The following is a 21025-nucleotide window of genomic DNA, read 5'->3' as shown; positions in this document are numbered from 1 at the left end:
CTACTCTTTTGGAGCTAAAATAATTCTATGAAGACGGTCAGCAGCACCGAGGCCAAGACACGGCTCAATGCCCTCCTTGCCGAAGTGGAGGCCACGGGACAACCGGTGACGATCACCAGCCACGGCCGGCCAGTGGCCATCCTGTCGCCGTCAGTACCGTCGCCCCGCATGTTCGGCCAACTCGCGGGCAAGATCCAGATTCCCGATGACTTCGACGCGCCACTCGAGGCGGACGACCTCGACCTTGGGGAAGGCCGCTCGTGATCGCCCGCACCGTCCTCCTCGACACCAACGCTCTGCTGTGGCTGGCCGTCGCACCAGAGAAGCTTTCGGGCGAAGCACGGGACATTCTGGCCTCGCCCTCGACTGAGCTTGTGGTGTCCGCGGCCTCCGCATGGGAGGTCGCGATCAAGACTCACGCCGGCAAGCTGCCCGGTGGACAATCACTGCTGTCGGTCTGGGACGAGACGATGGCCAGTATCCGCGCGGAGACGATCCCGATCGAAGCTGCTGACGCGATCATGGCGGGCGCACTCCCCTGGCCCCATCGCGACGCATTCGACCGGATGCTCATCACCCAGGCCGCCCGTCGCGCCCTCACCCTCGCGAGCAGCGATCCAGCCGTCCTCGCCGGAGCGCTCTCGCCCACCATTGACACTCGCGCCAACTAAGCAGGATGGCGTCTTCCAACGGCGTGGCCGGCTTCCGCGTGGTCGTGCAGCTTCCGCTACCGCCAAAGACCAGGCCAATGCGATTGCAGAAGGCCGGAGATCGAGGACGCGAACGTCACGCAAGCAGGGACAAACTCTTGCCCTCGAGGAAGAGTTGCGTCGTAGAGCACCGCCCAATCCAGTCGTCGGGGCTCGAGAGCGGTGAAAATGGTTTTGAGGGTGGCCAGCGCGCGGTCTCGTCCATGGCCGTCTTGTGCAGACTCGACGTGCTCGACAATCGATGAACCAGCACGATGAACGCACGCGACGTACAGCGCCTTCTCCACAACGAGTGGCGAACCGCAATCGAGGAATCACCGCAATTCGGCGCCATCCTCGATCGCCGCATCACGACAGAAGCCGTGGTGTGCCTGGGCCAGATTCGCGGATGGGCCCGATCTTGGAGCCACATCGCCGAGCTTCAAGCAATCAGCTCGAAGCAGCCCTGCGGGCCGTGGATACAGTGCTCAACGCTACCGACTCAACCGACTGCTATCGAAGCCGCGCCGGATGCACAGTTGTCGCTGGTAAAAGGCACGAGCGTCTCCGTGAAGGATCGTGCTTAATTAATGCATATTCGGTCGCAAAGATCCTGGGAGCCACTATCGCGCTGGGCGCAGTAGTGCGGTGGACCAGATCCATCTACTCATCGCAGGTGATCGGCAAGCGTTCCGTGCTCGCCGAACAATTCGACCTTCCACTGTTCGATGAGGTTGGTCGCGTCCCAGTCGTCTGGGTGGAATCCGCGACGGTTGTAGGACCGCAGTCGCTGCCAGACATGACGCTTGAGGAATGGATTGTGACGGAGGGCGGCGAGGCTACGAATGAGGGTCCGGGGGTTGTACGTTGCGCGATCGCGGAGCATCGATAGCGCGGTGTGGCCAACCACTTCGAGGATGAAGATCACCGTCGTCGTCCGCATGATCCATATCCGCAGCCATTCCCAGCCTGCTGCCGCACGGTAGACGTCGAATGCCACAGCCTTATGCTCGGATTCCTCGAGCGCATGCCACAGAAGCAGATTCCGGACCTCGGTATTACCGAGCAGGCGCTGCGCGTCGGGGTCTTCTAGCAGAACCTCTGCGAAGGTAGCTGTGTAGTGCTCGAGTGCGGCGGTCACGCCCACGCGCCGCCGCCGAGTGTTTAGTTTTTCGACCAGACGGAGCAGGCGCCGCACGTGACGGTCGACTTTCATGCTGCGGTAACCCATCTGGCCCAGTCGCTCGTTCAGGACGCGGTGTTCGCGACCGTGAGTGACTTCCTGACCGATAAACCCCGCTACCTGAGCCTTCAGTTCCGGGTCCGTGACCCGGTCTCTGAGATCACGAACCGACCGAACGAAGAAGTCCTCACCCTCTGGAAACATGCCGGACAGGACCGCGACGGCATGGCTCATCACTAGATCGCCGTCGACGAAGTGCTGAAACCGGGATCCGATTGGGTAGTCGAACTGGAGCCGGCGAACTTTCACATCACGGTGTTTGGCCTGGTACGGCCTCGATTCGGCCATACCGATACGCTACGCCCGGCTGTCGAACGCGACTAGCACGCCTACCAGGTATAGAACGACAGATTTCGAACAGCCTGTTTCAGGCCGCGGTTCAGACCTTGTTGGCGAGCACGTCGAGTTCGCTGATTTCAGGCGGGGTCGCGAAGAGTTCGTCGGCGCGTGCGCCGAGGGCCTTGCCGACTGGTCCATTGAGGTGTGTTGCGCGGGCGTCTTGGTCCGGGAATGCGTCGATGATGCCGAACGTCGAGGGGCCGAACCGTACCGCGAACCAGGGCTTGGTGCCAGGTTCCTGCTCGACGAGAGGGAGCGCAGATAGGAGGAATTCCACGACCGCGTCTTCCTGGCCGGGTTTAGCTTCGAGTTTGACGAGAAGGGCCTTGGTGGCCATGTGGGTCCTCTGTTCTGATGTGTGTGTCCAGCCTCACACTGTTGAACGGTGATAGCAAGCAGTCGCCCGAACTCACATCGAAATCAATGGATTTATCTGGGCCCGAAACCTGACATCGATGAATGGATCGCTGCCGGGCCGACGGCTACCGAAGCGGAAGACGGCTTGATCGCCACTCGTGATCACCCGTTTGTGCTTCAGCCCAACGGCTGGCCGAATGCTTGGCGTGTGGCCCATTGTTCGCCCATCGACCCGGCCATAAATTAGTCCACGAAACAAGCCGCCCAGCGAATTAAACGGCTGGTGAACTCACATTCCGCTTCCGACAAGCACCCTCGAAAATCGTAAGGAATCCCCGTGAACGCCCCTACGACGAATCCGACCGCTCGAGCCGGAGGGAACGCGATGAAGAAGCGGATGGCTCTACTTGACGGTGGTTTCATTCGGATGGATCGAACCGAATCCCCCCAGCATGGGACCGTAACGATCGTCTTCCGCATTCCCGACGGCTCCGACGACGGCTTTCCGCTTCGGCTCGCCGACACAATGCGCCAGCATGCGGCCACGGGAGCTCGATTCAACTGGGTGCTGTCGACAGATTTCGTGGACAACCTGTTCCCCGCATGGAAGATTGTCTCGCCGAACGAGATCGATCTCGACTTTCACTTCCGAGTGGCCCGAGTGAGCGCTCCGGGCGGCGAAACCGAGTTCGCGGAGATCGTCTCGCGCATCAGCGCAGTTCCGCTGGACATGTCCCGCCCCGCCTGGGAAGTTCACCTGATCACGGAACTCTCGGATCGGCGATTCGCCATTCTGCTCAAGATGCATCACGCAATCGTCGACGGCATGACGATCCTGCAGACGATGATCGAGTGGCTGTCCGCCGACCCGGCCGCGACTGATACGCCGCCGCTGTGGGCGTTCGGCGTTCCAGACGTGCCGGCGACCGCGGCGGCCACCGAACCGAACTCGCGTGGTGCGCTCGCGTCGATTCGCGACGCCGCGTCGTCCCTCGCAGCTGTCGCCGGCGCCGCGAAAGCAACGATCAACGCGGCGCGCCACCGGCGCAACGACGGATTGCACGCACCGTACGCAGTTCCGAAAATGGCATTCAACAAGACGATCACGCCCGACCGCAGTATCTCGATGACAGTGCTCGACCAGTCCAAATTCAAAGCTGTGGCAAGCGATATCGGGGGGACGCTCAACGACGCGGTAGGGGTCGTTCTCGGAACGGCATTGCGCCGGTACCTCGCCGATGTCGACGAGCGACCCGATCGCAGTCTCGTAGCCGGAGTATTGACGTCGCTGCGCACCGCGGTGGAAACGACAGCCGGCGGCAACGTCATCAGCTTCATTTTCGCCGACCTCGCGACGGATACCGACGACATCGCAGATCGGGCACAGCGAGTGGTGCGATCGACGCGGGCGGGCAAGGAGCACTTGCTCGGATTGGGCAAGAACGCCATGCGCTACAGCATGATGATGCTCCTGCCGTACATAGTCGCCAACATCACCGGCACCGGGCATCGAATGCCCCTGTACAACATCGCTGTGTCCAATTTGCCAGGGTCGAGGGGGCCGCTGTACCTGAATGGCGCCGCCGCAGAAGCGATGCACCCGACGACGATCATCTACAACGGTGCGGCCGTCGTCCTCGTGATCATCAGCTGGAACGGCAAGCTGTGTTTCACGTTCAACTCGTGCCCTACTGCCGTGCCCAGGTCCGACAGGTTGGGCGCATACCTCGCGGATGCAATCGCCACCATCGAGGGCTCGTCAGTGTCAACCTCCCTGCGGGGAGACTAGGCCGGCCAGCATCACTGCGGCGCGCAGCCGCAGTGAGCCGGCATCTTCTTCGCCGGTCGACTCGAGCACCTTGCGCACCCGATACGTCACCGTGTTGCGATGCACGTGTAGGCGCGCGGCCGCGCGGTTGAGGCTCAGCCCTTCCTGCTGATAAACGGCGATAGTCTCGAGCAGTTGATCGGCGTCATCGCGGTCGAGGACGTCACCGAGGGTGCTCGCGACGAACTTTCGCGCGTGTGCGGGGTCCGCGCTGAGCAGCGCTGCGACCGCGACATCGCGATAGTGGGTGCACGCCGGCACCACCCGGGCGAGCTGCGCGACGCGGTGTGCGTGTTTTGCCTGCTCATGCGATTGGCGGAAACCGGCGATCCCGGTGGCGGGATCGCCGAAAGCTACGTGAATTCCGCGGTCGAGGTCCGGACGGACAGACCTGTTCGGAGCCTGCCACTCGCCGAGCCAACCGTGCAGAACGCCCCGCGCGGCTGGGACCACAATCGCATTTCCGGTGTAGCCGAGCTGATCGACTACCTCGGCGGCTGCGCGGGAGAGCTGCGCTCCGAGTTCATCGTCGTGGCCCTCCGCCCAGAGGACGAAGCCGAGGTGCCACCGGTCCAACCGATACCGCAGCCGCGAGCCCGCCGCGTGTGCATCGACCACGTCTCCGCGCAGAATTCGGCGCAACTCAGCTTCGGCGATGCTCTGGTCGCGGCGTAGTAACCGCTCCCGCTCGGCTTGATGGACCGCGACGATCGGGTTGATGACTGCTTCGAGGTAGCTGATGACATATGCCCAGGTGGCCGCCGACGTCTCCGCTTGCAACGTGGCGTCGCGGGCCTGCACGCTGAGTTCGCGCACCCAGATCTGCCACAGCCCAGCGTGCCCCAGCCGGTAGACCTTCAACAGAACCTCGACCGGATAGCCCTGCGCGGCGACCTCTCTCGACCACTCGATCGCTTCCGGCGGCACGATTGCCGTGCTCGGATCGGCCCATGTGCCGAGCATCCCGCGCAGCAGCGTCATGTACGCGTCGATCGTCCGATCCAGGCCCTCCAACAGTTCTCGGGGAGCACTGGCGAGCTCGGGAATTTCGACGAGGATCTGCGCGGCGACCGCCCAGCGGACTTCGTCCAGATGGTCAGCCATGCCAGCGGTCACTTCCGCGGCTAGGCGCCGGCCTTGCGGGCTCAGCTGGCCGTACAGCATTCGGAAGTCGGCCTGATAACCGCTCGTCATTGCCCCAGCGTAAACCCGTTTGTGCTTCAGCCCAAAGGGTGGTCGGATGCTTGGCTTTTGGCCCATTGTTCGCGCATCGACCCGGAAATAAATTGGGCCACGAACTAAGACGCGCAACGAATCACGCCGACGAATTCACGCGCGGCTTCTGACAAGAGCCGTCGATCTTCGTAAGGAATTTCCCGTGAATGCTCCCGCGACGGCCCCTGCCATCACCACACCGCTCGAGCGCGGATCGAACGAACTGCTGATCGAATTCGTCGATCGCTGGGCGACTGCGACGCCGGACGACCTCGCGGTCCGGTACGGCTCGAGCGCGTGGACGTGGGCACAGTGGCGCGAGCGGATTGGCCGCCTGTCGGGGGCGCTTGCAGCCGCCGGCATCGGACGCGGAGATCGCGTCGCGTATCTCGACAAGAACCACCCCGCCTGTCTTGAAGTCGTCTTCGCCGCGTCGTCCGTCGGTGCCGCCGTCGCGATTCTGAACTGGCGGCTCGCCGAGGATGAACTCGCTTACGCACTGAGCGACAGCGGAGCCCGAATCCTATTCGTGGGCAAGGAATTTGCAACCGCTGCCGGTGCGGCGCTCGATGGCGAAACTGCGCCGCCACGCACGATTGTCGTCGCCAAAACGGGTGGCGACGAATACGAAGCATTCTTGTCTGCCAGCGAACCCGTCTCCGCGGCGCCCGATATCGCAGTGACCGATGCGGCCCTGGTGATTTACAGCTCGGGAACCACCGGCCGGCCAAAGGGCGTGGTGCTGAGCCAACAAGCGCTCGTGGCCCACACGCGCAACGTCGGCCCACTCTTCAAGTTTGAAACCGGTGACGTGAACCTGGTGGCGATGCCGCTGTTCCACGTCGGTGGTATCTGCTACGCGTTCTTCGGAATTCGCGCGGGCGCCTCCAGCATCATGACCCGGACCGCAGACGCCGCGACCTTGATTCGTGCACTCGCTTCTGGTGTGACGCACACGTTCTTTGTGCCACCGGTGATCAATGGCTTCCTCGGCGCCGGGGAGGCCGGGGTCGCCGCTCTCGCCGGGCTGAAGCGACTCGGCTACGGCGCATCTCCGATGCCACTTCCCCTGTTGCGCGAGGCACTCGAGACCTGGCCCGATATCGAGTTCGTGCAGGTCTACGGCCAGACGGAGCTCTCCGGCGTGGCCGTCACGCTGTCGCCCGCCGATCACCGCGACGTATCGCGTCCGCAGTTGCTCGTCTCGGCCGGCAAGCCGGTACCCGGCACCGAACTACGCGTCACCGACGTCACGACCGGCGAAACGGTGGAGACCGGCGAGCAGGGCGAACTGTGGTTCCGGACCGAACAAGCGATGACTGAATACCTCAATCGGCCGGATGCGACCGCTGAAACGATCACAGCCGACGGCTGGGTGCGCTCCGGTGACGTCGGCCGCGTCGACGCGCAGGGGTACGTCTATGTCGAGGACCGTCTCAAGGACCTGATCATCACCGGCGGGGAGAACGTTTACGGCCCTGAGGTCGAACGCGTGCTCATCGAGCACCCCGCGATCGTCGACGCCGCGATCATCGGTGTGCCCGACGACCATTGGGGTGAATCGGTCAAGGCGATCGTGGTGACCGGCAGACCCACCACGGCGGACGACGTGATCGCGTTCTGCCGCGACCGCCTTGCCGGGTACAAGTGCCCGCGCACGGTCGATTTTCTCTTGGAGCTTCCCCGCAATGCGAGCGGAAAAATCCTCAAGCGCGAACTCCGCAAGCAGTTCTGGGCCGGTCGCAATCGCGACATCTGAGCCAATTCATCGACATCCCAACAATTCACATCAATGAGGAAGGCAACTCCCATGACCTATTTCGCCGATGCCGCAGAGGTCTACAAGTATCTCGGCGGCGCTTTTCGCACCGCGAACACAACCCCCGGCGCGGGTGAGCAGCTGCGCGCCGCCGACATCGTGCTGCGTCTCGATTACACCTCCCCCGAATCGTCACTGACCGTCGTGCTGAAAGAGCCCGCCATCGAGGTCGTCGAGGGTGATTCGGACCTCACGCCGGACGTACGCATGTCGATGTCGGCCGACAACGCCAATATGTTCTGGCGAGGCGAGTACAACGTCGCTGTCGGGCTGGCGAAGGGCGAGGTCAAGGCCAAGGGTCCGGTGTCGAAGATTCTGAAGCTGATTCCGGCCGCAAAGCCAGTCTTCCCGCTGTACCGCGACCTCGTTTCGGACAAGGACGCGTCATGACTCAGGTCCCGCACTACCCGATGTACATCGACGGCGAATGGGTCGATACGGCTCAGTGCTTCGAGATCATCAATCCGGCGACGGATGAACTCGTCGCCACCAACGCCAAGGGCACCGTCTCCAATGCCGACCGCGCCGTCGCGGCCGCATTGCGCGCCCACGAACGCGGCGATTGGCGCAACACTCCCCCCGAACAGCGCGCGGCGATCATGTCGCGCATCGTCGATCGGCTCAACGAGAAGATGGATGATCTTGTCGACCTTCACATCGCGGAGAACGGCGTCACCCGCAAGCAGGCAATGGCTTTCCACGTCGGGTACTCGATCTCGCATCTGCAGTACTTCGCCGACCTTGCGCGCACCTACGAGTTCGAGCGGACCGGGCCGGTCTTGAGCTATCCGACCGCCGCGGTCGGTGTGGTCCGGCGCGAACCGGTCGGCGTCGTCGCCGGCATCGTGCCGTGGAATTTCCCGTTGTTGCTCGCGGTGTGGAAGCTGGGACCGGCATTGGCGGCCGGCAACTGCGTCGTCCTCAAGCCCGACGAGAAGACGCCACTGACCCTGCTCGAACTTGCCAAGGCGGCCGACGAAGCAGGGCTGCCGCGAGGTGTCCTGAACATCGTCACCGGCCCCGGCGAAACCGTCGGCGCTCGCCTCGCCGCACATCCGGACGTGCGAAAAGTCGCGTTCACCGGCTCGACTGCGGTCGGCAAGGAGATCAGCAAACTCGCCTCGGAGAACGTCAAGAAGGTCACCCTCGAACTCGGCGGCAAGGGGCCGAATATCGTCCTCGAAGATGCCGACATCGAACAGGCCGTCGACGGCGCTCTGTTCGCGTTCTGTCTCTACTCCGGGCAGGCGTGCGAATCAGGCACTCGCCTGTTGTTGCCGGAGTCGCGCTACGACGAGTTCATGGCCCGACTGACCGCCCGTGCAGCACAGATTCGCGTCGGCGATCCGAACGACTTCGACACCGACATGGGCCCGATCATCTCGAGCGAACAGAAGCAGCGCATCGAGTACTACATCGAACTCGGTCAGAAGGAAGGCGCGACGCTGGCCTTCGGCGGAAAGCCGCTCACCGGTGAACCATTCGAGCGCGGCAACTGGGTGGGTCCGACAATTCTCGGCAACGTCGACAACTCGATGAAGGTCGCCCAGGAGGAGATCTTCGGGCCGGTTCTCGTGGTCATCAAATACAAGACTGTCGCCGAAGCGATCGCCATCGCCAACGACACCGAGTACGGGCTGTCTGCGGGTGTGTGGGGTGAGGACATCGACGCGGCGCTCGACGTCGCCCGGCAGATCGAAGCCGGAACCGTGTGGATCAACGACTGGCACATGGTCAACGCCCTCTACCCATTCGGTGGGTACAAGCAGAGCGGCAACGGTCGTGAGCTCGGCCCACACGCGCTCGACGAATACACCGAGCAGAAGTTCGTGCACATCGATCTCGCCCGCAAGCGAGAGAACAAGGTGTTCGACATGATGCTGCCCGAGTACGGAGCCGGAGCATGAAATCAGCGCTGCTGCGGGAGTACGGCGGCCCGTTGACTATTGAAGATGTCGAGCCGAACGGCCTCCAGTCCGACGAGGTGCTGGTCCGGATCGTCGGTGTCGGGCTGTGCCACACGGATCTCACCGCACTCAAAGGTGATGTGCCGCTTCCCCTTCCGGCCGTGCTCGGCCATGAGGGCGCCGGCGTGGTCGAGGCGGTGGGTGACGGGGTGTCGACCCTCGCAGTGGGTGATCACGTCGTGCTGAGCTTCGATTCCTGTCGCGAGTGCGCGGCCTGCACCTCGGGACATCCCGCGTACTGCCAACTGTTTGCCGCGATGAACTACTTCGGCACCCGCCTGGACGGTAGCCCGACGATGCAGCAGGGTTCGGACGACGTCCACGGCAGTTGGTTCGGGCAATCGTCCTTCGGCACGCACGCGATCGCCAGCGTCCGCAACGCGGTCAAAGTCGACAAGGACCTTCCGCTGGAACTGCTCGGACCGCTCGGGTGCGGACTGCTCACCGGAGCCGGTGCGGTGCTTAACGTTCTGCGGCCACAACCCGGCCAGAGCATCGGCGTGTGGGGGCTCGGGACCGTCGGCCTCGCTGCCGTGATGGCTGCCAAGGCGGCCGGCTGCGAAACGATCGTTGCCGTCGACATGAACTCCGATCGTCTCGCCATCGCCAAGGAGTTCGGTGCCACACACGTTTTCGACCCCACCGAGCACACCGATCTCGTATGGGAAATCAGCGAACACGCCGGCGGTCTCGACTACACCGTCGAAGCGGTCGGCCTGGGTTCGGTGATCCGGCAGGCGCTGGAAACGCTGCGCTCCCCCGGCACCTGCGCCACGCTCGGACTTCAGAAGTTGGAGAACGAGATCACGGTCGACCAGGGCCACCTCCTGATCGGGCGGACGCTTACCGGTGTCATCGAAGGTGACGCAGACCCACACACGTTTATTCCGAAGTTGATCGAACTCTGGCGCGCGGGCAAGTTCCCGTTCGACAAGCTGATCCAGACGTTCCCGCTGGACAAGATCAACGACGCCATCGACAGCTTCCGCTCGGGACAGGTGGTCAAGCCCGTCCTACTTACTGGTGAGGAACCACAATGAGTTCGAACAGAAAAGAATTCGTCGTCGACTTCTTCAAGCACGTCGACGCATTCGACTTCGAATGGATGCAGAAGAATCTGACGACCGATTGCCGCATCGAAGCACCCGGTTTCAGTGAGACCGGCGCGGAAATCGTTGCCATCTGGATGGCTGGTTTCTTCGCCAGCTTTCCCGATCTGAAGCATCGACCGCATCAGATCATCGCGACCGACGCCCATGCAGCAATGCTCGTGCACGTCACCGGTACGCACACCGAAAATCTCGGCTTGCCGAACGGCGCCGTCGTCCCGCCCACTGGGCGGCCTCTCGACATCACGCTCGGCGAATTCTGGCAGTTCACCGACGGCAAAGTCAGTGAATACCGTGTGATCTACGACCAGTTGGATTTTCTCACCCAACTCGGGCTGCTCGAGCAGCCGGCCTGACCGCGATCAGCATTTCTCGGTGGGTCGTTCACTCAGTGGGGTCGTTCACATGACCCCACTGCCGAGAACCATCCGAACAATCGCACTAGAGCCGTCCGCGACGGTGACCACTTAAGTCGTCAACGTCACCAAGGCCTACATCACCCAGGCAATGCGGGCAAAGTCGTCCTCAAAATAACCACAACGAACGGTACCGCCATGAAAGTCTCTCCCGCCAAAGTCACGGTCGCCACTGCAGAGGGCGTTGTGGCGGGTGTCCGCAGTAAAAGGAGGAACCACCGCGGCACCGTCAGCTGGAAAGGCATTCCTTTCGCGGCACCTCCGATCGGAGAAAACCGATTCCGCGCACCCCAACCCGTCAAACCCTGGACTGGGATTCTCGACTGTTCAGACTTTGGCAATGCAGGAATCCAGTCGAAACGCCTCGCACGAGTCAGCCCTACGCGCGTTCACCCAACGAGCGAGGATTGCTTGACGTTAAACGTTTTTGCGCCCGAGGGAACTCGGGCTGCCGACGATAAACCCGTCATGGTCTTCATTCATGGCGGGGGCCATATCTTCGGAACGACAGCAACTCCTCTATTCGACGGTTCGTTGTTGGCCCGTGCTCAAAATGTCGTCGTCGTCACAATTCAATACCGATTTGGGCCATTCGGTTTCCTGGACTTCAGTTCATACTCCGCTGATAACGCCTTCGTGAGCAACGCCGGAATGCGTGATCAAGTTGAGGCACTGAGGTGGGTGCAGAGAAATATCGCAGCCTTCGGCGGTGATCCCGACAACGTGACGATTTTCGGTGAAAGCGCGGGAGCTACCGATGTATTGGCCCTGCTTTCCGCGCCAGCAGCTCACGGCCTGTTTGCGCGCGCCATCGCAGAGAGCCCAGCCAGCGAGATGATCGTCAGCAAGAAGAACGCGGCTGTCTATGCCGACGAGTTTCTCAGGATTCTTCGTGATCCCACACATCAGCCGTTCGTCTCCTCGGGCCGGGAGAAGTCGACCATCAGCCCTGAGGAGGCACAGAAGCTGCTTGCGGAAGCCTCTAGTGCTGAGGTTCTCGCTGCCGGCGCGCGTCTCATGTCTTTCATGCGAGATGCGCCCGCACCTGATTGGAACCCCTTCGCCCCCCAGGTTGACGGCGACTGCCTTCCCGCCACGCTGATTCAGGCTGCGCAGACACAACGAACCGCACCAGTTCCTCTGATTATCGGAACCAATTCCCATGAGGGAACTATCTTTTCGAGGTTCTGGGATATTCTTCCGGGCGCTGACCGGGTTCTTCGTGGAATCAGCGATCCCGAGCGTCGGGATGCGCTCTCAGCACTGTACGACGGCGGAGCAGAGGGTCGTGTACAGCTGAGCGCGGACGGTTCCTTCTTGGAACCGGCGACAGTCTTCGCGGAGGGACACAGTTCTCACGCGCCGACATTCGTCTATCGATTCGATTACCACCCGCCGTTGTTTAGAAAGTCGAAACTCGGCGCCGCACACGGTACGGAACTCTTTGCAGTTTTCGGCACATATCAAACGAGGATCGGCGCCGCCCTCGCTGCCGGTGACCGACAGTCGGCCAAGCGAATCACCACCCAAGTCCAACAGAAGTGGGGGGACTTCGCTCGAGGAGGGCAACCTGGAGCTTATTGGCCAAGCTACAAAGTCCGCGAGCGCAATGTTCTTGTGATCGACCACATCACCAGGGTCGAATCCGATCCTGAAGCAGAACGACGGCGCGCATGGAACATGGCGAGAAGTGGTTAAGCCGCATCAGCCCGCTGACGACGACAGCACCGACTGCGGATCGCATAAGCTTCTCCCTGACGCATGAGCCGACTGAGATTGTGCACCATCGCCCGGAAGCGCCGAGCGACGAAACATCGGGTCCGTTGTCGGGACATCCTCGGATCTAGTCAAACCACTAACCGAAGGTCCGCGACCCCGAGGAGACCGGCACGGTCCGCCAGTCCGTCGGAGATGCCAAACGACGGTCCGCCGCTGCACTTCCAGCATTCCTGCGGGGCGGAGTACCACCCAGTCCTCGCGTGCAAGGCGTGCGGTCAGGTCATCCGGCCGGGCGAGGTCAATGTCGTCGACGCCCCGTCGGGTCACCTAAGCTAGGACTGAGCCTGTGGGTGGTCGAGGTAGGTACTTCGAGAGAACCCGACGATCACCGCCGTGCCGCCACCGTGAGATCGATCAGGCCTACGAGAGCAGCGCGGCGCGCGCCGGGGGGCCGAACGAGATCGAGGTCCGCATTCACGTCCCGCATCGACTTACTCACCTACGCCGGAGAGGCTGACTCCGCCGTCGACGACGATGGTCTGTCCGGTGAGCCACGCGGCGTCGTCGGAGAGCAGGAACGCGACGGCGCTGCCGATGTCTTCCGGTACGCCGAGTCGCTTAAGGGGGTACGCCGCGGTGACCGCGTCCTCGCGGCCCTCATACAGCTTGGTGGCGAACCGCGTCTTGACCACTCCCGGAGCGACCCCGTTGATCCGGATGTGCGGGCCGAGCTCGACCGCCATCAACTCGGTGAGCGAATTCAGCATCGCCTTGCTGGCGCCGTAGAACCCGATGCCCGGCGCCGTGCGGATGCTGGACAGTGACGAGACGTTGACGATCGCGCCCCCGTTCTCCTTCATCCAGGCCCGGTGGACCTGCTGGACCCAGGAGACCGCGGCGATGCAGTTGACCTCGACGATCTTGCGAGCAGCCGTCAGGTCGAGGTCGACGAGCGGCCCGTACACGGGGTTGATCCCCGTGTTGTTGACCAGGAAGTCGATGCTGCCGAAGGTCTCGATCGCCTGCCGCACCGTCTCGGCCTGGTGATCCGCGTCGTCGGCGCGGCCCGCGACGGCGAGCGCCACGTCCGGCCCGCCGAGGTGGGCGACCGCTTCGTCCAACGCCTCTTTTTTGCGCGCGGTGATGACCACGCGGGCCCCGTCCGCGACCAGCCGCTCGGCGATGGCGAGCCCGATGCCGCGGCTCGCCCCGGTGACGATTGCGGTTTTGCCCTCGAAACGCTTGCTCATGTCGGTTCCTGTCAGCTCAGTCGTTCGATGACCATGGCCATGCCCATACCGCCGCCGACGCACATGGACTCGACGCCGAACTGCTTGTCATGCCACTGCAGCGAGTTGATGAGCGTGGCGGCGATGCGGGCTCCGGTCATGCCGAACGGGTGGCCGACGGCAATTGCGCCGCCGTTGACGTTGAGTTTGTCGAGCGGGATGCCGAGCTGCTGCGCGGATCCGAGGGCCTGGACAGCGAACGCTTCGTTGATCTCGAACAGGTCGATGTCGGCCAGACCCATCCCCGCATTGCGCAGCGCGGCCGGGATAGCCTCGACCGGCCCAAGGCCCATGATCTCCGGGGAGAGGGCAGTAACTGCCGTGGAGACGATCCTCGCCAGCGGCGTGAGCCGCAGCTCCTTGGCCTTCGTGTCGCTCATGACCACCAGCGCGGCAGCGCCGTCGTTGAGCGGGCACGCGTTGCCCGCGGTCACCGTGCCATCGGGGCGAAAGGCCGGCCTGAGCTGGCTGATGCCCTCGATCGTCGTGCCGGGTCGCGGGCCGTCGTCGGCGGAGACGACCGTGCCGTCGGGCAGCGTGACCGGCACGATCTCGCGGGCCCAGAAGCCTTCCTCGATCCGCTGACAAGCAAGGTTCTGACTACGGACGCTGAACTCATCCTGTTCCTGTCGCGACATGCCCAGGATCTGTGCGACGTTCTCGGCCGTTTGACCCATCGCGATGTACAGGTCGGGCAGTTCCCCAGTGGTCCGCGGGTCGACCCATGATTCGGCACCGCCGCCGGCGCGCTTGTCGCTGAGCGCCTGTGAGTCGGCGAAGGCGGGGTTCTGGCCTTCGGGGTTGTCAGCAAGTCCGTTGAAGAATCGGCTCACCGTCTCGACACCTGCCGAGATGTAGGCGTGGCCCTCGCCCGCTTTGATGGCATGGAAGGCCATCCGCGTCGTCTGCAGGCTGCTCGAGCAGTACCGGTTGACCGTAACGCCGGGCAGGTGATCCATCCCGCTCAACACCGCGACCGCACGGCCCAGGTTGTAGCCCGACTCTCCCGCCGGCTGCCCGACGCCCAGGATCAGGTCGGCCACCTGGGCCGGGTCGAGCTCGGGCACCTTTTCCAGCGCTGCATGGACCATCTGGACGGCGAGCTCGTCAGGACGAATGTCTTTCAGCGAGCCCTTGACGGCGCGGCCGATGGGCGAGCGAGCGGTGGATACGATTACGGCTTCGGGCATGGGAGTGCCGCCTTTCTAGGTAATAAGTGCGTGCTTCGGTCGGTACAAATTCAGGCTGGCGTCAGTTCGCCCCGACCACGCTGACGGTGTTTGCGGCAATGTGGCGCAGCGCGACCTTGTCCGGCTTCCCCACCGGGTTCTTCGGCAGTTCCTCGACAAGTGTGATGACCTCAGGCACTTTGACTTTGGCCAGATTGCGACGGCAGTGACCGGCGAGAGCGTCGACGTCGAGCACCGCGCCGGGGTATGGCTGCACGTAAGCAACCGGTACCTCACCGAGGATCTCGTGGGGGCGTCCGACGACCGCGGCATCCAGGACACCGTCGATGGCGGTCAACACTGACTCGATTTCCTTGGGGTAGATGTTCTCTCCCCCGCGGATGATCATGTCCTTGATGCGTCCGACGATGCGCAGGTACCCGTCGTCATCCAGTACTCCCACATCGCCGGTGTGCAGCCACCCGTCCACGATGGTCTGCGCGGTGACCTCGGGCAGGTTGAGGTAGCCGCGCATGACGACGGGGCCCGAGATCACTATCTCGCCGCGCTCACCCCTGGGCAGGATCTGCCCGGTGGGAGACATGATTTCGATGCGCTGACCGCTCATCGCCGGTCCTACTGTGCCGAGCTTTCGAGGGCCATGTAGCGGATTCACCGTCGAGGCGCAGGTGGCTTCGGTCAAGCCATAGCCCTCGACGATCACGATCCCGAACCGTTCTTCAGCGCGGGTCACCAGCTCCTCGGAGAGCGGTGCTGCACCGCACCCGGCAAAACGGAGCGATGAAGTATCGGGCTGAACGTCGTCAGGCAAAGCGACCAGCATCGAGAGAATGGAGGGCACCGCCGAGAAGTATGTCGGTCGCAGCTTCTCCACCTGCTCGAAGAACCGGCTCACCGAGAACTTGCCCACGATGCTCGTCTGTGCACCAACGCGAAATGGGCTGAGCGTGCCGACCATGAGCGCGTTGACGTGAAACAGCGGAAGAATCAACAGGCTGTGATCCTGCGGCGTAATTTCCATGTGCTCGACAAAACCTGACGTCATCGCATCGATATTGGCGTGATCGAGCATCACGCCCTTCGGTTGTCCCGTCGACCCGCTGGTGTAGATCAGCAACGCCACATCGTCTTTGGTCAAAGTGACGGGCTTGGGGCCAGGCCCCGGCCCCGCGAGTTCATCGACGTGAATGACGGGACGGCCGCCGGTCGGTGACTCCCGCGTCTCGTTGATGATGAGATGAGCCCGGCAATCGTTTATCTGGAAGCCAGCCTCAGTGGCGGTGAGTGCGGGATTGACCGGCGTCGCAATCCCTCCCAGCCGCCACGCGGCGAGGATCGCCACCACCAGCTCAACGCGGTTGGGCAACATCACTGCCAAAACACTTCCGTGGCCGAAGCCGTGCGCCGCCAGCTGGCCCGCGACCGCGGCCGACCAGGCGTCAAGTTGCCCATACGTCAGCGCCACGGCGTCATCGCGCAGCGCCGGCGCCGACCGATCCCGCTCAGACATCCAAGGTAGATAAGCGAAAGTCATGATGCTCGAGTGCTCCAATTTGTATTGACGTCGACTCCGCGCCGCCGTCAATCAGCCGGCGTCGGCCAGTTCGTAGGGGCTGGGCGCGTTGTCCCTGGCCCACTTCTTTTCGGCTTCTGATTCCGGCCGAGGCGGTTTGATCCCATCAACCCGCCACAGGTCGATCGGCGTCTCGTCGAGGTGGATTTCGGTGTGCAACCCACGGTCGGTGGTGAACGGGGCGAACCGTTCGCTCAACATGGACATGCACAGTTCTCTGATTGCTGGATCGTCCATCTGCCGTGCGATGTGATCGACCACCACGCGCACGAAATCGTTCACCGGCTGGCCACCGACCCACATCGAATCGACGGGATACTCGTCGAAACGTACGACCACGTAAAACTTGGGCAATGCGACGGTATCCACGTAGAACTGCGTGATGATCTCGGTGAGGTTCTTCTTGTCTTCAGTGCTGTACACACCCGCAGGGGCGTGAACGATCCACATAGGCATGTCTGTTTTCGCTTTCAGTGAGGTGACGATGGGCGTGCAGGCGCCGCCAGTTAGCCGGCGTCGGTCAATTCGTAGGGGCTGGGTGCGTTATCTTCGGCCCACTTCTTCTCGGCTTCCGAGAACGGCGGAGGCGGCTTCAGCCCATCCACGCGCCACAGATCCAACGGCGTCTCATCGATGTGGAATTCCGTGTGCAAGCCACGGTCGGTGGTGAACGGCGCCAGCGCCGCAGCGCCCATGTTCATGGCGAGCTCCCGGAACGCCGGGTCGTCCATCTGGCGAGCGATGTGATCGACCACAAAGCGCACGAAATCGTTTACCGGCTTGCCACCGACCCACATTGCATCGCGGGGGTACTCGTCGAAGCGAACCACCACATAGAACCGCGGCAGGCCAACGGAATCCACGTAGATCTGCGTGAGGACCTCGGTGAGGTTCTTCTTGTCTTCAGTGCTGTAGACACCCTCGGGCGCGTGCACAATCCACATTGGCATGTGCTTTTCCTTTCAGTGATGTGACAACTGGCGTGCCGGCGGCGTCGCGCCGGCAGCTTCGATTCCGATGAGGTGCTCCACAAAGTGGTCGCGTGCGGCCGCAGAGGAAATGGCCAGGCCCTCGCCCGCATAGAGCCCGAAGTGTCCGCCTTCGGTGATCAGCAACCGCTTGGGCTCCCGCGCCGTGCTGAAGGCCTCGAACGCGAATTCGTGCGGGGCGCACACGTCGGTTCTGGCGATGATCATCAGCAGCGGAGTCGGGGAAATGCGATGGACGAAGGACCGCGGCGAAAACTCCGAAATGAGATCAAAGCTGCGCGCTGTGAGCTCGTTCTTCCACCTCGGGGCGCGTGCCGCGGCGGTGGTGCTGAACCACTGCCAGGCTTCGGGATCCGGCATCATGGACGGTGCCATCGGGTCTGGGTCAACTGCGGGAAGAGTCGCCGGCTCACCGCCGGCGAACCGATTCGCCCGGTCGGCGTCGAGGTTGTCCAGCAGGTGCCCGAGCAGATCCGGCCGCACCATATAGCGCGCGGTGTCGTACCCGTCGATGAACGGTACCTGGGACACCACTGCCTTGACCCTGCGGTCGATGGCCGCCACGGCAAGGACCAGGCCGCCCGAGAAGCTCGAACCCCAGACCCCGACACGCTCGGAGTCCACGTCGGGACGACTGATCGCGTAGGAGATGGCGTCTCGATAGCCACGATATTGCGCGACCGGATCCACCTCTTGGCGAGGAGTCCCGTCGCTCGCTCCAAAGTTCCGGTGATCGTAGACCAGAACATTCAGGCCGGCAGCTGCGAATACTTCCGCATAGTCCGCCAAGCACATTTCTTTGACCGCCGAGAGGCCGTGTGCCATGACGACAACCGGGGCCGGGCCGGAAGTGCGCTGTGCAGCAAAGAACCATCCACGGAGCGTCACATCTCCAGTGCTGAACTCGACGTCTTCGGGGCTCATGATTCTCCAGTTCGAAATGCGAAATACTCTCGCGGTGGTGTGCGATTGGATTCGTCGGCCGCACGTTCTCTGAACTGTGGCCTTGACCATTTCGACGCTAATCAGGCGAGGTCCGCCGCAATAGAACGCTTCTGACGTCCAGTGGGATCGCTCTGCCAACGTGCGTTGCAGAGTCCGGCGCGGACAGGAAAGTTATCCGCGGTCGTGCATCATTCGAGGCGACTCAGCCTTCATCAGGACGACGGCGTAGCTGCGAGGGTGACGTCTTGAACCACCTGCGGACCGCTCGAGTGAAGCTGGACTGTTCGTGCATTCCGACTCGCGTCGCGATCTGCGAGAACGACAATTGCGTTGTCGTAATGAGTTTCAGAGTTTGATCTTGTCGTATCTCATCAACGATGTGGTTGAAGGAAGTGCCCTCTGCGGACAGGATCCGTTGCAGCGTACGCGGGTGCAACTTCAGCAGACGCGAGACTTTCGACAAGTCAGGGGTAGCGAAGCCAAGTTGGTCGGCGACAATCTCAGCCACCAGGTCGGAGACTGGTAAGCCTTTGTGGCCGAAGTGGGTTTCCAGGTAGTCGATCGCCATGTCGCGGAGCAGGTCGTTGCCTCCGCTGACCGGTGCCGCGAGCAACTGGCGCGGTACTCGCAGGACGGCGCTCGTGCTGCCGAACGTGACCGGCGCCGCAAAGAAATCCCGGTAAGCCGCTTCGGGCGCCAGAGGCGGATGCGGAAGTTGCACGGTTCTGAGCCCGTATGGCACTGCACCGTTGATCAGTAAAAAGATGCGATGAACGATCGCGATGCCGTAGTCGATGCTTTGCGGGGAACTGCCCAGTCGGTAGCGAAGCCCGATCATCTCCGGGTTGTCCAACGGATCGGCGATCGGTTCGAGGGACAGAGCCGGGCTGTGAACGAACAGATAGCGTCTTGCGCACTCGAGCGCTTCCCCAATCGTTCGCGAATTCTCGATCGCGACCGCGACCGGGCCCATGAAGTCCAGGTCTTGCTGGGCCGCCATGCGCAATCCGAAGTCTGGGACCGCCAACCGCGACGCCGCGCCTTCGAGGAGTCTCTCGACTATCCCGACGCTGACGAAGGTGTCCTGCCCAGCGACAGTCCTCTCATCCAAACCGCACGCGCTAAGTAATTCGGGACCCGAGCCGCCCAACTCATCGACGAGAGTGGCAAACCCTCGCAAAGCCGTGGCCCGAATGGGCACCTCGCTGTCGCGCACAGACAAATCCTTGTCGTCTTGGGACAAGTAAACGCCAATTTCGGCGAGGAAACTAGAGGAAGACACCAGCAACCCCGGCAGGAGGCAGGCCGTGACGCCAGCTCTAGCAACCTTGGCCCGTTCGGACCGCGCTGCGCTGGAAGAGCATGACTTTCACTGGCGGGCAGCCGTTCGTGACCGCTTGGTCAGCATGGAACTGCGCCGCACGGAGTGGATCGGAGACTGCGGCTCTTTCCGGACCCGCGATCTCGGCGATCTTCTCATCACCGATTGGGAGTGCCCACCGGTAGAGGGAGTTCGAGGCAACAGTCTGGCACGTCGCGACGATGACGCCGTGCTGGTGATCACCGCCTCCGCGGGCGAACAACTCATCGAAATCGCGGGTCAGACGGTTGTGCTTCGGCCCGGAGCGGTTGTGATCACCACTACCCGGGCCACGGGGACCTTCGTCATCCCCGACCACCTGACAAAACGAACGATCAGAGTGCCCATGACTGCGCTCGCTTCGTTCGACACGGGTAGCCGCGTACCCGATTGTCTGGTCCTGGACACAACCGAGAATCCGTTGGCCAAGATCCTGCAGGACTTCCTCAGTGGCGTCGACAGCCACTACGGCCGCATGTCGCCGGTAGAGACCGAGACCGCGCGCAACGCTCTTCTGACTGTCATCGCCGGGATGATCCAGGCAAGTCGGCTCCCCGATCTCGGCGGGGGTGAGCTTTTGCCACTGCTCCGGCGACAGCTAGAGACGTGGATCAGGAATCACCTTTCAGACGGTGCCATCAGGGTCCAGGAACTCGCGGCTGCGCACAATGTCGCACCCAGAACCGTCCACCGCGCATTCGAAGCAACCGGCGACACCGTCGGAGCGGTCGTCCGAAAGTACCGCCTGGCCGCCGCGAGAGATGACCTCGTGCACTCGAATCTTTCGATCGCGGCGATTGCCCACCGCTGGGGATTCTGCGATGCAAGCCACCTCGGCCGAGAATTCCGACGTCATCTGTCCTTGTCGCCCGGCGACTACCGCGAAGCACATGGGACTCCTCGGAGTTCAGAAGTAGGCATCGCCATTTAGAGAGTCGCCCACCGTGGCGCTTCCGTACCACTCATGGGCATAGCTGT

21 protein-coding genes are annotated in these 21025 nt (G+C 62.7%); 11 read left to right on the top strand and 10 right to left on the bottom strand.

The annotated features are described in order from the left end of the window. Nucleotides 1-27: 27 nt before the first annotated feature. Together F600_RS0118240 and F600_RS0118235 are read left to right on the top strand one after the other, a co-directional pair. Nucleotides 28-264: a type II toxin-antitoxin system Phd/YefM family antitoxin gene (locus F600_RS0118240; RefSeq protein ID WP_018162083.1), complete on the top strand. Its 237-nt coding sequence runs from the start codon at nt 28-30 to the stop codon at nt 262-264. Beyond that, nucleotides 261-671 carry a type II toxin-antitoxin system VapC family toxin gene (locus F600_RS0118235; RefSeq protein WP_018162082.1) on the top strand — a complete coding sequence of 137 codons (411 nt, stop codon included), beginning with the start codon at nt 261-263 and terminating at the stop codon, nt 669-671. The genes F600_RS0118240 and F600_RS0118235 overlap by 4 nt, the downstream gene beginning before the upstream one ends. Nucleotides 672-1356: 685 nt before the next feature. Here F600_RS0118235 and F600_RS0118225 read toward each other — a convergent pair. Beyond that, nucleotides 1357-2220: a metal-dependent hydrolase gene (locus tag F600_RS0118225; RefSeq protein ID WP_018162080.1), complete on the bottom strand. Its 864-nt coding sequence runs from the start codon at nt 2218-2220 to the stop codon at nt 1357-1359. A 91-nt stretch (nt 2221-2311) separates the two neighbouring features. Next, on the bottom strand, nt 2312-2608 hold the full coding sequence (locus F600_RS0118220) for a putative quinol monooxygenase (protein ID WP_018162079.1): 297 nt from the start codon (nt 2606-2608) through the stop codon (nt 2312-2314). Between the two features lie 357 nt (nt 2609-2965). Here F600_RS0118220 and F600_RS0118215 point away from each other — a divergent pair, with 357 nt between their 5' ends. Then, nucleotides 2966-4417, top strand: a complete 1452-nt coding sequence (locus tag F600_RS0118215; RefSeq protein ID WP_156024669.1) for a wax ester/triacylglycerol synthase domain-containing protein — start codon at nt 2966-2968, stop codon at nt 4415-4417. Here F600_RS0118215 and F600_RS0118210 read toward each other — a convergent pair. Continuing rightward, entirely contained in the window at nt 4394-5650 is a 1257-nt protein-coding gene (locus tag F600_RS0118210) for a PucR family transcriptional regulator (protein WP_018162077.1), read from the bottom strand. The two genes, F600_RS0118215 and F600_RS0118210, sit on opposite strands and share 24 nt — an antisense overlap. A gap of 211 nt (nt 5651-5861) precedes the next feature. Between F600_RS0118210 and F600_RS0118205 the strand changes: the two genes are divergently transcribed. From F600_RS0118205 to F600_RS31700, 7 genes are all read left to right on the top strand, one after another. Next, nucleotides 5862-7430: an AMP-binding protein gene (locus F600_RS0118205; protein ID WP_370670697.1), complete on the top strand. Its 1569-nt coding sequence runs from the start codon at nt 5862-5864 to the stop codon at nt 7428-7430. Nucleotides 7431-7481: 51 nt separating this feature from the next. Continuing rightward, nucleotides 7482-7880 (top strand): SCP2 sterol-binding domain-containing protein, encoded by a 399-nt coding sequence (locus tag F600_RS0118200; protein WP_018162075.1) that lies wholly within the window; start codon nt 7482-7484, stop codon nt 7878-7880. Next, nucleotides 7877-9397, top strand: coding sequence for an aldehyde dehydrogenase family protein (locus F600_RS0118195; protein WP_018162074.1), 1521 nt, complete (start codon nt 7877-7879; stop codon nt 9395-9397). The genes F600_RS0118200 and F600_RS0118195 overlap by 4 nt, the downstream gene beginning before the upstream one ends. Continuing rightward, the gene (locus tag F600_RS0118190; protein ID WP_018162073.1) at nt 9394-10497 is read left to right on the top strand and encodes an NAD(P)-dependent alcohol dehydrogenase; all 1104 of its coding nucleotides are present in this window, start codon (nt 9394-9396) and stop codon (nt 10495-10497) included. The genes F600_RS0118195 and F600_RS0118190 overlap by 4 nt, the downstream gene beginning before the upstream one ends. Further along, a complete protein-coding gene (locus F600_RS0118185) occupies nt 10494-10922 on the top strand; it encodes an ester cyclase (protein WP_018162072.1) in 429 nt (142 codons plus the stop codon). The genes F600_RS0118190 and F600_RS0118185 overlap by 4 nt, the downstream gene beginning before the upstream one ends. 198 nt (nt 10923-11120) lie before the next feature. Continuing rightward, entirely contained in the window at nt 11121-12680 is a 1560-nt protein-coding gene (locus tag F600_RS28890) for a carboxylesterase/lipase family protein (protein ID WP_040631828.1), read from the top strand. 213 nt (nt 12681-12893) lie between these two features. After that, entirely contained in the window at nt 12894-13037 is a 144-nt protein-coding gene (locus tag F600_RS31700) for a hypothetical protein (protein ID WP_156024668.1), read from the top strand. A gap of 155 nt (nt 13038-13192) precedes the next feature. Here F600_RS31700 and F600_RS0118170 read toward each other — a convergent pair whose 3' ends face one another. The 7 genes from F600_RS0118170 to F600_RS0118140 all read right to left on the bottom strand — a co-directional run bounded on the left by F600_RS0118170 (nt 13193) and on the right by F600_RS0118140 (nt 19888). Beyond that, entirely contained in the window at nt 13193-13951 is a 759-nt protein-coding gene (locus F600_RS0118170) for an SDR family oxidoreductase (protein WP_018162070.1), read from the bottom strand. An 11-nt stretch (nt 13952-13962) separates the two neighbouring features. Continuing rightward, nucleotides 13963-15180, bottom strand: a complete 1218-nt coding sequence (locus F600_RS0118165; RefSeq protein ID WP_018162069.1) for an acetyl-CoA C-acetyltransferase — start codon at nt 15178-15180, stop codon at nt 13963-13965. A 61-nt stretch (nt 15181-15241) separates the two neighbouring features. Further along, a complete protein-coding gene (locus F600_RS28885; protein WP_040632023.1) occupies nt 15242-16714 on the bottom strand; it encodes a class I adenylate-forming enzyme family protein in 1473 nt (490 codons plus the stop codon). A 51-nt stretch (nt 16715-16765) separates the two neighbouring features. Further along, nucleotides 16766-17203 (bottom strand): tautomerase family protein, encoded by a 438-nt coding sequence (locus F600_RS0118155; RefSeq protein WP_018162067.1) that lies wholly within the window; start codon nt 17201-17203, stop codon nt 16766-16768. A gap of 56 nt (nt 17204-17259) precedes the next feature. Further along, entirely contained in the window at nt 17260-17703 is a 444-nt protein-coding gene (locus F600_RS0118150) for a tautomerase family protein (protein WP_026306673.1), read from the bottom strand. Between the two features lie 12 nt (nt 17704-17715). Then, nucleotides 17716-18666, bottom strand: coding sequence for an alpha/beta hydrolase (locus tag F600_RS0118145; RefSeq protein WP_018162065.1), 951 nt, complete (start codon nt 18664-18666; stop codon nt 17716-17718). A 223-nt stretch (nt 18667-18889) separates the two neighbouring features. Continuing rightward, nucleotides 18890-19888 (bottom strand): AraC family transcriptional regulator, encoded by a 999-nt coding sequence (locus tag F600_RS0118140; RefSeq protein WP_040632021.1) that lies wholly within the window; start codon nt 19886-19888, stop codon nt 18890-18892. A gap of 106 nt (nt 19889-19994) precedes the next feature. On the opposite strand from F600_RS0118140, the gene F600_RS0118135 reads away from it, so the two are divergent. After that, nucleotides 19995-20978 (top strand): AraC family transcriptional regulator, encoded by a 984-nt coding sequence (locus tag F600_RS0118135; protein WP_026306671.1) that lies wholly within the window; start codon nt 19995-19997, stop codon nt 20976-20978. Nucleotides 20979-21025: the final 47 nt, after the last annotated feature.

This window comes from Smaragdicoccus niigatensis DSM 44881 = NBRC 103563, from assembly GCF_000380645.1.
Lineage (GTDB): Bacteria > Actinomycetota > Actinomycetes > Mycobacteriales > Mycobacteriaceae > Smaragdicoccus > Smaragdicoccus niigatensis.
This window is presented reverse-complemented; position numbering and strand designations above follow the sequence as displayed.

Coding starts and splice junctions, on each gene's coding strand:
- F600_RS0118150 (WP_026306673.1), bottom strand. CDS start 17,703: ATGCCAATGTGGATTGTGCACGCGCCCGAGGGTGTCTACAGCACTGAA.
- F600_RS0118170 (WP_018162070.1), bottom strand. CDS start 13,951: ATGAGCAAGCGTTTCGAGGGCAAAACCGCAATCGTCACCGGGGCGAGC.
- F600_RS0118225 (WP_018162080.1), bottom strand. CDS start 2,220: ATGGCCGAATCGAGGCCGTACCAGGCCAAACACCGTGATGTGAAAGTT.
- F600_RS0118200 (WP_018162075.1), top strand. CDS start 7,482: ATGACCTATTTCGCCGATGCCGCAGAGGTCTACAAGTATCTCGGCGGC.
- F600_RS28890 (WP_040631828.1), top strand. CDS start 11,121: ATGAAAGTCTCTCCCGCCAAAGTCACGGTCGCCACTGCAGAGGGCGTT.
- F600_RS0118210 (WP_018162077.1), bottom strand. CDS start 5,650: ATGACGAGCGGTTATCAGGCCGACTTCCGAATGCTGTACGGCCAGCTG.
- F600_RS0118190 (WP_018162073.1), top strand. CDS start 9,394: ATGAAATCAGCGCTGCTGCGGGAGTACGGCGGCCCGTTGACTATTGAA.
- F600_RS0118145 (WP_018162065.1), bottom strand. CDS start 18,666: ATGAGCCCCGAAGACGTCGAGTTCAGCACTGGAGATGTGACGCTCCGT.
- F600_RS28885 (WP_040632023.1), bottom strand. CDS start 16,714: ATGACTTTCGCTTATCTACCTTGGATGTCTGAGCGGGATCGGTCGGCG.
- F600_RS0118240 (WP_018162083.1), top strand. CDS start 28: ATGAAGACGGTCAGCAGCACCGAGGCCAAGACACGGCTCAATGCCCTC.
- F600_RS31700 (WP_156024668.1), top strand. CDS start 12,894: ATGCCAAACGACGGTCCGCCGCTGCACTTCCAGCATTCCTGCGGGGCG.
- F600_RS0118220 (WP_018162079.1), bottom strand. CDS start 2,608: ATGGCCACCAAGGCCCTTCTCGTCAAACTCGAAGCTAAACCCGGCCAG.
- F600_RS0118155 (WP_018162067.1), bottom strand. CDS start 17,203: ATGTGGATCGTTCACGCCCCTGCGGGTGTGTACAGCACTGAAGACAAG.
- F600_RS0118165 (WP_018162069.1), bottom strand. CDS start 15,180: ATGCCCGAAGCCGTAATCGTATCCACCGCTCGCTCGCCCATCGGCCGC.
- F600_RS0118185 (WP_018162072.1), top strand. CDS start 10,494: ATGAGTTCGAACAGAAAAGAATTCGTCGTCGACTTCTTCAAGCACGTC.
- F600_RS0118195 (WP_018162074.1), top strand. CDS start 7,877: ATGACTCAGGTCCCGCACTACCCGATGTACATCGACGGCGAATGGGTC.